The following is a 14785-nucleotide window of genomic DNA, read 5'->3' as shown; positions in this document are numbered from 1 at the left end:
AAGAAGAATTATTCTTCTTCTTTTTTAACGTTGAGCGTAATCACAGGCTGGATTCCGTCTGCAAGACGAATTTTGATCTTGTAAGATCCCAGATTGCGGATAGGCTCAGCGATCTCGATTTTTCTTTTATCGAGTTCGATTCCGTTCTTTTTAAGAATAGAAGCTACGTCCATAGGAGTAACGGCTCCGAAAAGTTTGTCTCCGCCGCCGGTTTTAACGAGAACATCATATTCTTTACCGTTGAGACTTGCTGAAACACCTTCCATCGCCTTCTTGCGTTTTTCTCTTTTCAGTTCGCCAAGTTTCTTTTGGTGAAGAGCGGCTTTTGTGTTTCCGTCGTTTGCGCGAACCGCGAGTCTTTTCGGGAACAGGAAATTTCTTGCGTAACCGTCGGTTACTTCTCTAAGATCTCCCGCGTCGCCGAGATTGATAACGTCTTTTTGTAAGATCACTCTCATGTTCGTACCTCAGTTCACCTTGTAAGGAAGAAGACCGATGCTTCTTGCTTTGCGGATTTCACGAGCGAGAACTCTTTGATAACGAGCGCTGGTTCCCGTAATTCTTCTTGGAATGATTTTACCGCGGTTAGTGATGAATCTTTCCAAAAGCTCGATGTTCTTGTAATTGATTTGTTTCGCAAGTTCTGGATCCGCAGTAAAACGGCAGACTTTCTTCTTGTATTTATTCTGTTTTCTTTGCGGCTTTCCTTCCATTTCGGAAGAAGCTTCGCTCTGTTCCGGTCTTTCGGAACGTTCTTCTTTGATTTCGTTTTCACTCATAAGTGTACCTCATTAAAACGGTATGTCGTCGTCACCATCCGGTGCAGGGCTGTAGTATTCCGGAGAGGATGGATACGAATTTCCTCCGGAAGAAGAGGATTCTCTTGGAGAGGAAGAACCGTCGTCTCTGGATCCGAGAAGTTGAAAGTTTTCAACAACGATACGGATACGAGAAGCTTTCTTACCTTCTGGAGTTTCCCAAGTGTCCTGCTTCAGTCTTCCTTCAATGGCAATCTGCTTTCCTTTTTTGCAGTATTGTTGAATGATATCAGCCGGTTTTCCCCAAACTTCACAATCGAAGAAATGAGATTCTTCCCTCTTTTCTCCGTTAGACACATAGGTCCGGCCGTTGGCCAAGGAGAAGTTAACGAGAGAAGTCCCATTGATCGATTTGAACTCGGGGTCCCGCGTTAAGCGGCCGACCAGAGTCACTCTGTTGATATCATTAGCCATCGAGGCGCACAACCATGGAACGTAAAATGCTCTGGTTGATTAAGAATTCCTTTTCCACTTTTTCAATGGCACCTGGATCGGCGCTACACTTGTAGTGGTGGAAGATTCCCTGCTCTTCGTGTTTGATCGGGTGCCAGAGTTTTCTTTGGCCCCAGTCTTCGTCGGAGGTGACGCTCACGGAAAATTTCTTCAAAGTATCCTGAATTTCGGACTTTGCAGATTCCCGCGCGCTCACACGTGTGATGGTGGTGAGTTCGTAGTTTCTCAAAAAGTTTCCCCTATGGTTGTAGCCCGCCTGCGGTATGCGACGAGCAGAAGAACCGATAATATGCCTATCTTTTGCGTTTAGAGGCAGGGGTCAAGGTGGAATTTGTCGGAAGATCGAGAAAGGCCCTTTCTTCCTCGACTCTAAGTTTGGTTCCTAACTCCGAGGATAAAACCGCGATCTCGTGTAGGAACTCCTTCGCTTCCTTGCCTTGAACGGGTCGGATTTTGTGGTCCTCTTTTTGAAATTTCCCGAAAATCGGGACGAGCTCTACGGTTTCCAGAACGTTCTTTCGGATGTGAAGAATCGCGATTAGATTGTGATTGAGGTAGGAGTTCCTACTTCCGAAAATCAAATTCCCCAAAGAATAGAGAATCACCCCTCCCCGATACAATTCGATTCCCTGCGGAATATGAGGATGATGACCGATCACGATCTTCACCCCGGAATCGATCAAGGCGCGCGCGATCTTTCTCTGATCGGGCGTAGGAAACGGAGAATATTCCACTCCCCAATGCAAGGAAACGATACGAACCGGAGGAGAATAAGGAACACCTCGACGCATCGGAGGACGTCTTTCAAAAAAGGATGCTTGAAGAGAAGGAAGTAAAAAAGGAGCCACCCCCGATTTCAAAGGAGTCGCGTAGTGTGCTTGTTCCGCGATCGCGGTGACGGAATGGATTCTAAGATCGGAACCTTTTAAACTGAGCTGAAGAGGATCGAGAACGTCGGGGAGTTTTTTCCCGGCGCCCACGTTTAGAATATTATTTTTTTTTAATATGTTAAGGGTCTCGACCATCCCGTTCGGGCCGTGATCGAAGGAATGATTGTTTCCGAGAAACACCATGTCCACGCCCAAAAACTTAAGCGAATCCAAGTCCTTCTCGTGAGCGGTGAAGATATACGCTTTTTTGGATTCTTCCGTTTTGGAAGCGACAACCGGAGTTTCCAGATTGACCATTCGAAAGTCCACTTCGCCGAAAAGCGATTTCAGACCTTCCACGGGAGCGATCTCGCCGTGTTTTTGAATCGTGTCGCGGATTCCCCAGTTGAACATGACGTCCCCGCCCGCTAGAATCTTGAGAAGCTCGGGATCGTGATTGTGTTCGGGGTGAAGAACCGCGTCTATCTTGTCTTGAAGGATTGTGAGAGCCGATGGAGAATCGGTCTCGGAGTTTTCCGATGTGGAATTTTTAAGGAATTCGGGAAGGCAGGAAAGAAATAAGAACGCGAAAGAATACGCTATAAAAAATTTGAAACTGCGAAAGGACACTGTGGGTAATGTATCCATCTCGTTCGACGTTGGAAAGATATTTTTTCGGGAATTTTAAGAACCTTTCAGTGAAGCGTTTCCTTCTTCTTGAGCATTTCCAAAAATTCCTTCATACGTTTTACTTTCGTTTCTTCCTTCTTTGCATTATGAATTCGGAATAGAATCGCGTAACGGTTCGCGGAATTTAATGATTCGAAAAATTTCAATGCGCTCGGGTTTTGTTTCAAAAGTTTTTGAAACTCTTTCGGAACTTCCATTTTACTCGGGGAAGCATACGCGTTGTCCCAACGTCCGTCCGATTTTGCGGATTCGATCGCCTTGAGTCCGGCGGTTTGCATTCGTTTCGACGCGATGAGTTCTATCGCTTTCTCGCGATTGATCTTGGACCAGATGCTCTTCGGTCCTCGAACGGAGAATCTTTGAAGCCAAAAAGTTTCGTCGTATTTTTGTTTTTGGCTGTCGATCCAACCGTAACAAAGCGCGACTTCCAAAGCCTCGGCATACGAAATCGAAACTACTCCGGATTCTTTTTTGGAAAGTTTCATCCAGATCGGAGAATCCGATTTATGATTTTTCTTAAGCCAAGCGGTCCATTCTTTCGTATCTTTGAAAAAAAGAATCGGGACTTCGTTTAAAAATTCTTCCATGAAATACGCCTAATCGGAAAACAAGAACCGAAAGAAAATTATAAAAACGTAAAGTAAGCGACTAGGGTCAACACAAGACCGAAAATTCCCACGGGTAGTCCCGCACGAATCATGTCCTTGATTTCAAACCCGCCTACCGCGTAGGCGATCGCGTTGGGAGGTGTACTCACCGGCAAAGACATCGCCAAGGAAGCGGAAAGCGCGATCCCGAGACAGATTTCCAGAAGATACGCTTCCGATCCGGGAAGAATGATGGCGGAAAGTGGAAACGCAAAGGGAACCAGAAGGTTGGTAGCCGCCGTGTTCGACATAAACGTACTCAGCAGAAGCGCCAGAATACAGAGCAAGAACAACACGCTTACCGCATATTCAGGTTTCGTAATAGGTTTTAGAACATCCGAAAACCAAACGCTCATACCGCTTTGTTGAAGACCGATACCGATCGCGATCCCGCCGGCGATCAAAAGTAGAACGGACCATTCCAAAGAATTGATGTCCTTTTCATTTAAGATTCCGAACGCGGGAAAAAGAATCAAAGGCAAAAGTGCGATCACCCCGGCCGGAATTCCGTGCAGATTTTCGGTAAACCAAAGAGCGACCGTTCCTAAAAAAATCACAGAGGTAGTCCGAAACGCAAAAGACTTGGTTCCACCTTCCGGTTCCTGAAATTCAACGATAAGATCCAAAGAGCCATTCTCGGGAAACAACTTCAAAAGAAGAAACCAGGCAAAAAATATCAATACGACAACAAGAGGAACCGCAAAAAGCATCCAAGTTCCGAACGAAACTTGAACTCCTTGTTGTTTTAAGATTCCCATCGCAATGATGTTCGGCGGAGAACCGATCGGAGTCCCCACTCCTCCGATGTTGGCCGCGAAAGGAATTCCCAAAAGAAGAGCTTTGCGGAACGGTTCTTTTTCGGGAAGAATTTGAAACAAAGGAAAAGATAACGCGATCATCATCGAAGTCGTCGCGGTATTGCTCATCCACATCGAAATAAATCCGGTGGTAAACATAAAACCGAGAAGCACCTGATGACTTTTAACGCCGAACTTACGAATGATTCTGTTTGCGAGAAAACGATCGAGTCCCGTTTTAACGCAGGCTTTTGCTAATACGAAACCGCCCAAAAACAGAACGATGGATGAATCCGCAAAAGAGGATAGAAAAACGGAAGGAGCCGGATTTTTGCCCGTTGTAAAAGAAAGCTCTTTGATTCCCATCGGGTTTGCAAAGAATAGAATCTCGAAAAAGATCACCAGAATCGAAGTCGCATAACCGGGGATCGGCTCGGTAACCCAAAAAATTCCCGCGAACGCGAAAATACAAATCATGATCGCAACGCCCGCAGGAGTCGCAAAATGGATCTGAAGAAAAAATAGAACTCCGATAAAAAGAGAAACCCATAAAATCAAGATCAAATTACGCATCGTTTCGATTTCCGTTTAATTTCGCATTCGCAAAGTAGAATTTTCTAAATTTAAAAAACTTAATACAATTTCCAGCCGAATTTCATAAAAAAACGAAATGCGGACGTTACGAAAAGCCTTACATGTAAAAATCCTTTCTTGGAGGAGTTCCCGCCCTTATGAAAGATTTTCACCTTCGGAAAATAATCCTTCCGATTCAAACGCATGGAAAGATCGAAGTCCTCGAAATACAAAAAGAAATTTTCGTCGAAACCTCCGATTCTTTGTAAGGAATCCGTTTTGGCGAAAATAAAACATCCGCTTACCAACGGAACGGATTCTTGCGTTTTGCTCCAATCTCTTTCCATCAAATCGTAAGCGTTTAAATTCTTTTGAAAAAACTTTTTAAAAAACGCGGGAGCAAAAGAACGTAAGAACAAAACAAAAACGGTCGGATACGATTTGATCAAAAATTGCATACGAGTTACATCCTTCGCGTCCGCGTCCCAATCCAGAACGGAAGGAACCACCGCGTCGCAATCGGAACGTTCCTTTAGATAACGAACGCATAACTCCAAGGTTTGAGGAATCATTTTGATGTCGGGGTTCAGCACAAGATGAAAATCGGACGTCGATTCCAGAATCGAGCGGTTGTTCGCGGCCCCATAGCCCGGATTTTCAGGAAGATGAATATAACGAAACTCTACTTTCTTTTTCAGTTGGGCTTTTTTGGAAAACTCGTCCAACATTTTCGAAACGTTTCCGTCGTTTAACGGAGAATTGTCGACTATATCGATCTTATATTTGCAGGTATATGAGGAATTCTTAATTTGATAAGCGACTGAGTCCAAAAGCGATTCGATGGACTCTCGAAAAACGACAAGATTCGGTTTGTAGAGTACGATCGAAACTGTGATACCAAGCTTCAAGAGGCGATTCCTTATAAAAGTTTACGCGGGTTCCGAAATCGATTCAGACATTCCCGTTTTCGGGCGAACCGATAAGACGTCGATAAAACGAGGATTCTTTTTGAGTGAGACCGTCCCAGATCCCGTGGAGTATGTGCGCGTAGGTTCCGAATACGGATTTGGAAAAGAATGGAAGAATCGAAAATCGAAAACCGGATTTCAGAATCACTTCCAATTTGAACCTCCCCGGAACATGGGGCAAGCGGCACATCGAAATCCCGTTTCTAAAAAGAAAATACCAGCGAAACGGAGAATGAATCGCTATTTTAAAAAGTCCTAATATGTTTCTGGATTCGTTTCCGATCGAATGAGACATCTTCGAGTCCGTTACGATCTTATGAACATAACCCTTATCGTTGGCGCGAAAACACCATTCGTAATCCAAGTAATCAATGAAAAAATCCGAACGAATCCAACCGACTTCGTTTAATACTTTCAAGGAGCAGAAACTTCCGGAGGTGATCAAAAATTTCGCGTCCGACAAACCGGTCGCATTCTCAGGAAGACCGTAGATGTTGCGATCTTTAACCTTATCGAATATGTTTGGGCCGAACGAAGCTACCTTGGATTGAACATTTGAATCGGTTTCGTGTTTTTGAACCGCATCCAAAAAGATCCGAATGGATTCCGATTCCAAAAAACTGTCCTGATCGAAAAGCCAAACGTGAGAATATCGATTTTCTTTTGCATATTCGATTCCTCTGTTGAGTGCGAAGCCCAAACCTTGATTTCGATCGTTTTCCAAAAGGAAATTTTGTTTTTGTTTGTGGGATTTGATTTCCTGAAGATTCGAAGAATGATTGTCCACGATTAAAACGGAGACCTCGTTCGAATTTAGATTTTGGATATTGCGGAGAGTGTTGGAAAAATCGGGATTAAAAGTTACAATGACGGCTAACGGAGAAAAACGCTCGGACATAAATCTTATTTTTTTCGAAAAGGAGAGAACAAATCTTGGTTCATCAACGCAACGAGACTCGAGAAGGAAATCGTTTTCGATCGGTTCATTCTAAAACGTTTTAAAACAAGCCCGGGCAACATCTTTAAAAAACCGAAGGGGACGATCAGAATTTTCGGACTCGTAAATACGGAATGATAGAGAACACTCGTTCCGAAAAAAAGAAGATGATGAAATAAATATTTCAGCCCGTAAAAAAAGGGCATATTCTTCCAATAGACGACTAACGCGTTTCGAAGTCCGTAATAAAGGGAAAAGGAACTTCTTTCTTTGGTCGAACCAAAACCGTGATGGTAGACTTTTATATTCGGAGTGAATAAAACTTTTTCACCCGCGAGTCTTGCGCGAAAACTCAGATCCACGTCTTCCATATAACAAAAGAAATCGGAATCGAATCCGCCCAGACTTTCGAACACGGATGTACGGATCGCCATCGCACCTCCGCAAGCCGAGAAAATTTCCGCTTCTTTCAGGTATTCTTCGGAAAGAATTTGTTTATAACCTCTTCTCCATGCCGCACCGGAAACGTGATAGATGTCCCCCGCCCCGTCGACAACCGCGTCGTCATTCTCCTTTAACATCAAAAAGGAAAACACGGAGTAATCCTTTCCTTTGGAAGAAAGAACAGATTCACATTCTTTAAAAAAGTCGGAATCCAAACGAGAGTCCGGATTGATCAACAAAATCCAATCCGCTTTCGGAGCGATCTTTACGGCTTCGTTGTTCCCTTCCGCAAATCCAAGATTTTTTCGATTGAGATAAACGATCCTACGTTCGTTATCCGCAATTCGCTTTAATAAATTCGGAGTTTCGTCCTTGGAATCGTTGTCCCATATCACCCAATTCCAATTCTGAGGAAGCTTCATCGATTCGTTCAAAGCCGAAACGTATCGCGCGGAATTGTATGTTACGGTTATGATATTATAGCTTTGCATGAAGGAGAATCGATCGACTTCAATCTCAATAGATCTTTTCGTGAAGCACCTTGATCAAATATTGTCCGTATCCGTTTTTCTTCAAGGGCGCGATGAGTTCTTCCAATTGAGTCGAAGTGATAAATCCTTTTCGAAACGCAATCTCCTCGGGACAAGCGACCTTAAGGCCTTGTCTTTTTTCGATCGTCTCGATAAAGACGGAAGCCTCTAAAAGAGATTCGTGAGTTCCGGTATCAAGCCACGCGTAACCTCGGCCCATCACTTGAACGTTTAAGGTTCCTCGTTCTAAATAGACCTTGTTGACGTCCGTAATTTCCAATTCTCCCCGGGGAGAAGGTTGAATGGACTTCGCGATTTGAACGACTTCTTCATCATAAAAATATAAACCGGTCACCGCGTAATTCGATTTCGGTTTAACGGGTTTTTCTTCGATGGATATCGCACGTCTTGAAGAATCGAATTCCACCACTCCGTATCTTTCCGGATCGTGAACCGGATAAGCGAACACGGTGGAGCCCGAAACTTTTTCGGAAGCGCCTTCCAACAACGCGGAAAGATCGTGACCGAAGTAAATATTATCCCCTAAAATCAAAACGGATGGATGACCTTTTACGAAATTCTCACCGATCAAATAGGCTTGAGCCAATCCGCCTGGATCGGGTTGCACCGCGTATTCGATCTCGATTCCCCATTGTTTCCCGTTTCCCAAAAGTTCCTTATACATAGGAGTCGCTTGTGGAGTCGAGATCACCAAAATTTCTCGAATACCCGCCAACATAAGAGTCGTCAGCGGATAGTATATCATAGGTTTATCATATACCGGAAGAAGTTGTTTGGAAATGACATGGGTAACCGGGTAAAGTCTCGTGCCGGAACCCCCGGCGAGTATGATTCCTTTTCTTGATTTCATTCAACGTTTCTCATATTGACTTTCATAATATTCTTTGTATTGACCGGAGAGAATTTCCTTCCACCAGGATTCGTTATCCAAATACCAACGGATCGTTTCACGGATCGCCGTTTTGAAATCGGACTTCGGTTTCCATCCCAATTCCTTTTCGATCTTGCTCGGATCGATCGCATATCTGAAATCGTGTCCTGGTCTGTCCTTTACGTACTGGATCAGTTTAGAATGGGGAGCTCCGGACGGATGCAACTCGTCCATGATGGAACAGATCGCATGGACGATGTCTATGTTTCTTTTTTCGTTTCGGGTTCCTATATTGTAGGTTTCACCCGGAGCGCCGTCGAACAACGCGGTTTTTAAAGCCTCGCAATGATCCTTAACATATAACCAATCCCTAATATTCTTTCCGTCCCCGTAAACCGGCAATGGTTTACCGTGAAGACAGTTTAGAATCATAAGCGGAATCAGCTTCTCCGGAAAATGATAAGGTCCGTAATTATTCGAACAGTTCGTAGTTATGACCGGCATGTGATACGTGTGATAATAGGATCTGACGATATGATCCGAACCCGCCTTGGAAGCCGAGTATGGAGAATTCGGCGCATAAGGAGTTTCCTCGGTGAAGAACCCGGTATCGCCTAACGTTCCAAAAACCTCGTCCGTGGAAACGTGAAGAAATTTCTTTCCTTCAAAAGAATCCTTCCATTGCAAACGGGCCGCGTCCAAAAGATAAAAAGTTCCGAGGACGTTCGTTCTTATGAATTCTTCCGGACCGGAGATGGAACGATCCACGTGACTTTCGGCGGCAAAATGAGCCACGTAATCGATCTTATGATCCTTGAATACGGAAAATACCTCGTCCTTATCAGCAATATCAGCTTTTATGAATGTAAAACGAGGATCGTTTTTCCAAACGTTGAGGCTCTTCAGATTTCCCGCATACGTGAGTTTATCCAAAACGATTACGTGGTATTCTTTGGTGTCGTTTAACAAAAGATGTACGAAGTTGGAACCAATAAAACCGGCTCCTCCCGTGACTAAGATTTTTTTCATAATTTTATTCCAGAGGTTTCGACGAGTTCGTTCAGACAGAGAATCAAGTCCTCTTTCCAATGGGGAATCGATCCGAAAAGTTTCCGAGTTTCCCCCAAATCCAAAACGGAATATCTCGGTCTCGGTGCCGGAGTCGGATATTCTTCGGTAGGAATCGGAAGAATCGGTTTTACGTTTTTAATCGTCGAGGAAGAATTTGAAATGTCGCGGACCGCGACTGCAAAGTCGTACCAACTCGCGATGCCCGAATTCGAAAAATGAAGCGTCTGCGAAAAGGATTCTCCCTTTAAGACGCCATCAATTAAGAATATTATAAAATCCGCAAGTCTTCCAGCCCAAGTCGGTCGCCCCAACTGATCTTCGATCACCTTCAACTCGGGTCGATTCGGATCGCCCAATAACCGAAGAATGGTTTTCGGAAAATTATTTCCGTGCGCTGAATAGACCCAACTCGTACGCACTATGTTTGCACCGGGGGAACCGGAAAAAGTTTTTCGAATCCATTCTTCCCCTTCCGCTTTCGATGTTCCGTAAACACCTTTCGGAGAAAGAGAAGAATCCGTTTTCCAAAAACGAAGAGTATCTCCGATCGTCTCGGAATTCGCGTCGAACACGAAATCGGTTGAAACATAGATCAGATGAATTTTTCTTTTGAAACATTCTTCGGCTATTTTTTGAACCGCTAAGGAATTGATCTTATACGCATTTTCAGAATCGGATTCCGCTTTATCGACCGCCGTATAAGCTCCGCAGTGAACCAATACTTTCGGGTTTTTCTCGAGAATCTTTTCGACGGTATTCAAGTCATCGAGGGGCCATTCTTCCCTGCCGAATCCGATCGCTTCGATTCCTGCAGAAGCAAAACGTTTCGATAATTCCCAGCCGACTTGGCCGTTTTTTCCGGTATAATAAATCATATTGAAATATACTAATATACGAAAGGACTTTTAAAATCTTTCAGAAAGGGAGTTTCACCGTCTCTTTGGGAAACGACAAACTTCGCGTCCGGCAACCATGTTTTCCAAGGAATATCAAGAGCCGGATCGTCCCAACGAATGCCTACTTCGTTCTTCGGATTGTATTCGCTCGTTACCTTATATAAGAAATCTGTTTTGTCTTCCAGAGTTATGAAACCGTGCGCGAATCCTGGAGGAACCCAAAAGATGTTCTTATTTTCTTCCGATAATTCGACCGAAATCCATTTTCCAAAATTCGGAGACCCAACTCGAATATCGATGACTACGTCGATCACTCTTCCTTTGACAACTCGAACGAGTTTACCTTGTTCATACGGAGGAAGTTGCATGTGCATTCCTCGAAGTACTCCCTTTGCGGATCGTGAATGGTTGTCTTGGAAAAAATCCGTGGGGATATTTTCCTGTGCGAATGCGGATTTTTTATAGGACTCGAAAAAGAAACCTCGTTCGTCGCCGTACACTTTCGGCTCGATAAGCACGGGACCGTCGATCGGAAATCGTTTAAACTGCATGAATCTCTACTTCAACTTTTTATTAAAACGTATCGGACTCGAATCGAATCCTAAGATAACCACAAAATCACTCTTGGGGAATGCCGCGATCAAAAAATTTTCGATCCTTTCAACGCCTATGACTTACCAAATTGGAATCGTAAGAAATCAATCGAGATCCCATCTCCAACGGTAAAACGCATCGAGCAAGGGATGCAGAAGATTCTTTGGTTGCATATCGCAACCGACTAAATCGCTATGAGGAGAATAGAATCGATCCTCATATAGAGCCTTGCCCCATTCCCGGATCAAAAGTCGACGATCCGCCGCACCCACTTTAGAAGCGGGATCAAACTCCTGAAAAGATTTTTTCGGAGGTCGAGACGAAGTGAAATCCGCAAAAGGATTGCTCACGATTCGAAATCCCTTTTGAAGAATCCGTAAACATAGATCTACGTCCCAATAATTTTGCTGATAAGATTCGTTCAGTCCGTTTAAAGAGTTCCAAGTGTCTCGAGAGATCAAAAATAAATTTCGCGAGATAGCCGAAACGTTTTTTTCCAAAAATTCTCCGGACCAAATTTTAGCTTCGGCAAGTTTGAGTCCATTTCCTGCAACTCCGATAAATCCTTTTTTACCGAGCAACAAGGAAGAATAAATCAGTTCACCCCTTTGGTTCAAAACGATCGGCGTTACTGCACCCACTCCCTTTGATTGCCCATGTTGCAGGAGTTCGTAAAGCCAGCTCTTATCCTTAGGCATAAACAGCGGATTCCAAAAGAAAAGATAAGAACCGTTCGTCTTTGTTACGATCGAATTGATTTCTTTTGCAGAAACGTTAAAATTCTTTGTTTCAACGACTTGAAGATTGACTCTTTCCGCGAACCGAGTTTGGATTTCGTTTCGTATTTTTGCGTAATCCAGATTCTGGTTCCGGCTCGCGCTTAAAACAATCTCCAATTTTACCTCGGGAGTAAGGGAAACTAAATCAAAGATTTCTTTACAATCATTCTTTAATATACCTTCCGAATCAAAAACCACGATCGAAACCGAAGAAACCGGATGGAGTTTTCGAACGGGATGATATGTGAACGGATAATGACCGGAAACGATTTCTTTTACATCTTCCGCTCGATCCGCATAAAATTCGCGGATAGCTTTCTTGGAACTATTTTCACAGATTGCCGCCTTGGTTCTGGAAAAACTTTCTTGGTGAAGCCTCCATTCGTATAAATAGAAAGGCAATCTTCGGATTCGATTCGTATGTCTACAGGCTCGCAAAGCGAACTCATGATCCTGACTTCCGTCATAACCTTCCCGATATCCGCCCATTTTCTGTATTAGATTTTTTGAAACAACGACTAAGTGACAGATATAATTGTGCGAAATTAATTTCTCGATGGAAAAATCGGGCTTCGTTGATAAGGAGAAAACTCCCCGAGTCTTGGATTGGTAGATTTCATCGGAATAAAGAAACTCCGGTCGGCTCGATTCCTCGCCTTGTAAGGAATCGACGATGATCCCAAGCGCATTATCCATCAATTGATCGTCATGATCCAAAAAAGCGACATACTCGCCTTTCGCGTATTCCAAGGCCTTACTAGTCGCAATACTGATGCCTCCGTTTTTTTCGGAGCGAGAATAACGAATTTTCGGATTTTTCTTTTCTAATTTTCTTAAGAATTCTCCGGGCGCCGACTTGGGTGACGCGTCATCCAGAAGTATCAATTCCCAATGAGCATAAGTCTGTTTTTCAACGGACATGACCATCTCTTGCAAATGATCGATCCGGGTATTGTAAACGGGAACGATCACGCTGATCAGCGGCTTAAAGGAAGATTCAGTTTTTTGAAACTTACTTCTTTTTGCATATAAAAAGAAGAAGTATTGATATTGCCTGAATAAATAAAAAATTTTCTTAAAAAGAATTCGAAGTGTGATGAGTTTCAAAATGAATTTACTACGGTATTAATTTTTACGGGGAAAACTATTCTTTCCGTTGAAATGTTAGAAACATATATTTAAGCAATTTCAATACGATCAAAGGAACGAAATCTCTCCAAGTAATCGAGGTAAGAAGATCTTTCTTTGGTTGAACCCATTTATCCTGATGAAAAACGGAATGAAAGCCGATATCGTCGTAAGCCCTCCATAAGATAAAAGAGGAATGAACGCTCGCGTATGCGGATTCCATCCCCTTGGAAAGAACAATTGTCTTCGATTTTAAGTCTGAATTCTTCAGGGCATATTTCAATTTTTCTTTGCTAAAAATCGCGAGACCGGAATGAGGATTGACCGCTTGTCTAAAAACCTTACCACCGAATTCTCTTTGAGTATATGTCCAACCCGGGACACATTTTAAATCGATACAAAATAAATTGCCATGATCATCCAATTCCATTCGATTCGGATGCAGAATTTCGTTGATATTCGAATTCTTATCAAAGGAAACGATTCGATCGAATGTTTCCTTTGATAAAAGAATATCGTCTTCTATGTTGATAAAATAATCGTAACGATTCGCAAATTCTCCCATTTTAGAAAGACTCGCGTACATGATATCCGTCGGTTTATCGATTTCTTTTTCGAAATCGAAGTCCAGCTTCACCAAAGATTTTCCCTGGTATCCGCAGAATTTAATTTCCACTTTTTTACCCAAGGTATTGAGGGAATCCACCGTCGCCTTTATATGGGCGAGCCTACGTTCCGCTTTTTTCTTGCGTTCGTCTTCATTCTTCTCGGAGATCTGAGAAGAGCGACCGACAAAGTATGGATTCTTTCCGTAGAAATGATTGATAAAAACTAAAATCTTCAAAGTTCTACTTCCGATTTGCAAATCTAAAGAAGATGCCGTTCAGTTTTTTAAGAATACTTATACTGCGAAAGAAATTAAGAATTTGCGGAAAATAAAAATAACCGAATATGATATAGTCCTTTCTCATTTTAAAAAATTTCTCAAGATGGATTACCGTGGAATGCGACAGATGTTCCTCTCTCATCCTCTTTCGTTCCGCTTCCAAGAGCACTTGATTTTTCGGATTTGATCCAAAACCGAACGTATTGAATTGACTGATCGGCTTTCCGACATATTTCCAACTCGCCCCGCCCACTCCGATCGCTTTTAGAAAAAAATCGACGTCGGCCGCGATTTTGTAGGAAAGATCGTAGATTCCAAATTTAGTAAATAATGATCTTCTAATGAACGTAGCGCAATGCCATAAAACTTCATAGGATAAAAAATAAAGATCCAGTTCCTTCGGACTTTTGCCGTAAGCAACCTTTCCATTCTCGGATTCTATCAACATATCTCCGTAGATAAAATCCGCATCGATATCATTCTTTGAAAACACGTCCGAAAGTACGTTCGAATTCGCGAGAAAATCCCCCGAGTTCAGAAAAAGACAGTATTCTCCCTTTGCGGCTTTGATTCCTTTATTCTGCCCGTCATAGATACCCTTGTCTTTTTCGCTTACCCAATGCGAAATTCCGTCCTTGTATTTTTTGATCACATCGACGCTACCGTCTTTGGAACCCGCATCAATAATGATATGTTCGAAGTTTTCAAAACTCTGACCTCTAACGGATTGAATCGTTTTTTCGAGTCCGGAATGATCATTGTAGTTGATGGTGATGATGGAAATTTTCGGCGTCTTTTTTTTTGTCATGGTTT

The 14785-nt window shown here is 43.1% G+C and carries 17 protein-coding genes; all 17 read right to left on the bottom strand.

Annotated elements, in window-relative coordinates:
• Positions 1 to 8 precede the first annotated feature (8 nt).
• Positions 9 to 458 carry a 50S ribosomal protein L9 gene (rplI, locus tag CH367_RS07355; RefSeq protein ID WP_100761828.1) on the bottom strand — a complete coding sequence of 150 codons (450 nt, stop codon included), beginning with the start codon at positions 456 to 458 and terminating at the stop codon, positions 9 to 11.
• A 9-nt stretch (positions 459 to 467) separates the two neighbouring features.
• The gene (gene rpsR / locus CH367_RS07350) at positions 468 to 779 is read right to left on the bottom strand and encodes a 30S ribosomal protein S18 (protein ID WP_100761827.1); all 312 of its coding nucleotides are present in this window, start codon (positions 777 to 779) and stop codon (positions 468 to 470) included.
• 12 nt (positions 780 to 791) lie between these two features.
• On the bottom strand, positions 792 to 1232 hold the full coding sequence (locus CH367_RS07345) for a single-stranded DNA-binding protein (RefSeq protein WP_100761826.1): 441 nt from the start codon (positions 1230 to 1232) through the stop codon (positions 792 to 794).
• Positions 1225 to 1500 (bottom strand): 30S ribosomal protein S6, encoded by a 276-nt coding sequence (gene rpsF / locus CH367_RS07340; RefSeq protein WP_100761825.1) that lies wholly within the window; start codon positions 1498 to 1500, stop codon positions 1225 to 1227. The genes CH367_RS07345 and rpsF overlap by 8 nt, the downstream gene beginning before the upstream one ends.
• Before the next feature lie 64 nt (positions 1501 to 1564).
• Positions 1565 to 2788: a CapA family protein gene (locus tag CH367_RS07335; protein ID WP_244284496.1), complete on the bottom strand. Its 1224-nt coding sequence runs from the start codon at positions 2786 to 2788 to the stop codon at positions 1565 to 1567.
• 47 nt (positions 2789 to 2835) lie between these two features.
• Entirely contained in the window at positions 2836 to 3417 is a 582-nt protein-coding gene (locus CH367_RS07330) for a YdeI/OmpD-associated family protein (RefSeq protein ID WP_100761823.1), read from the bottom strand.
• A 38-nt stretch (positions 3418 to 3455) separates the two neighbouring features.
• Complete coding sequence (locus CH367_RS07325; protein WP_100761822.1) at positions 3456 to 4847, bottom strand: DASS family sodium-coupled anion symporter; 1392 nt, start codon at positions 4845 to 4847, stop codon at positions 3456 to 3458.
• A 59-nt stretch (positions 4848 to 4906) separates the two neighbouring features.
• Entirely contained in the window at positions 4907 to 5755 is an 849-nt protein-coding gene (locus CH367_RS07320; protein ID WP_100761821.1) for a glycosyltransferase, read from the bottom strand.
• Positions 5756 to 5798: 43 nt separating this feature from the next.
• The gene (locus CH367_RS07315) at positions 5799 to 6713 is read right to left on the bottom strand and encodes a glycosyltransferase family 2 protein (RefSeq protein ID WP_100761820.1); all 915 of its coding nucleotides are present in this window, start codon (positions 6711 to 6713) and stop codon (positions 5799 to 5801) included.
• A gap of 5 nt (positions 6714 to 6718) precedes the next feature.
• On the bottom strand, positions 6719 to 7687 hold the full coding sequence (locus tag CH367_RS07310) for a glycosyltransferase family 2 protein (protein ID WP_100761819.1): 969 nt from the start codon (positions 7685 to 7687) through the stop codon (positions 6719 to 6721).
• Between the two features lie 25 nt (positions 7688 to 7712).
• Complete coding sequence (gene rfbA / locus CH367_RS07305; protein ID WP_100761818.1) at positions 7713 to 8597, bottom strand: glucose-1-phosphate thymidylyltransferase RfbA; 885 nt, start codon at positions 8595 to 8597, stop codon at positions 7713 to 7715.
• A complete protein-coding gene (gene rfbB, locus CH367_RS07300) occupies positions 8598 to 9647 on the bottom strand; it encodes a dTDP-glucose 4,6-dehydratase (protein WP_100761817.1) in 1050 nt (349 codons plus the stop codon).
• Positions 9644 to 10564 (bottom strand): dTDP-4-dehydrorhamnose reductase, encoded by a 921-nt coding sequence (rfbD, locus tag CH367_RS07295; protein WP_100761816.1) that lies wholly within the window; start codon positions 10562 to 10564, stop codon positions 9644 to 9646. The genes rfbB and rfbD overlap by 4 nt, the downstream gene beginning before the upstream one ends.
• An 11-nt stretch (positions 10565 to 10575) precedes the next feature.
• Entirely contained in the window at positions 10576 to 11136 is a 561-nt protein-coding gene (gene rfbC / locus CH367_RS07290; RefSeq protein ID WP_100761815.1) for a dTDP-4-dehydrorhamnose 3,5-epimerase, read from the bottom strand.
• Between the two features lie 147 nt (positions 11137 to 11283).
• The gene (locus tag CH367_RS07285) at positions 11284 to 13065 is read right to left on the bottom strand and encodes a glycosyltransferase (RefSeq protein WP_100761814.1); all 1782 of its coding nucleotides are present in this window, start codon (positions 13063 to 13065) and stop codon (positions 11284 to 11286) included.
• Between the two features lie 37 nt (positions 13066 to 13102).
• Positions 13103 to 13930 (bottom strand): hypothetical protein, encoded by an 828-nt coding sequence (locus CH367_RS07280; protein WP_100761813.1) that lies wholly within the window; start codon positions 13928 to 13930, stop codon positions 13103 to 13105.
• Between the two features lie 4 nt (positions 13931 to 13934).
• Positions 13935 to 14780, bottom strand: coding sequence for a glycosyltransferase family 2 protein (locus tag CH367_RS07275; RefSeq protein ID WP_100761812.1), 846 nt, complete (start codon positions 14778 to 14780; stop codon positions 13935 to 13937).
• Positions 14781 to 14785 lie beyond the last annotated feature (5 nt).

The sequence above is a fragment of the Leptospira barantonii genome, assembly GCF_002811925.1.
GTDB lineage: Bacteria > Spirochaetota > Leptospiria > Leptospirales > Leptospiraceae > Leptospira > Leptospira barantonii.
This window is presented reverse-complemented; position numbering and strand designations above follow the sequence as displayed.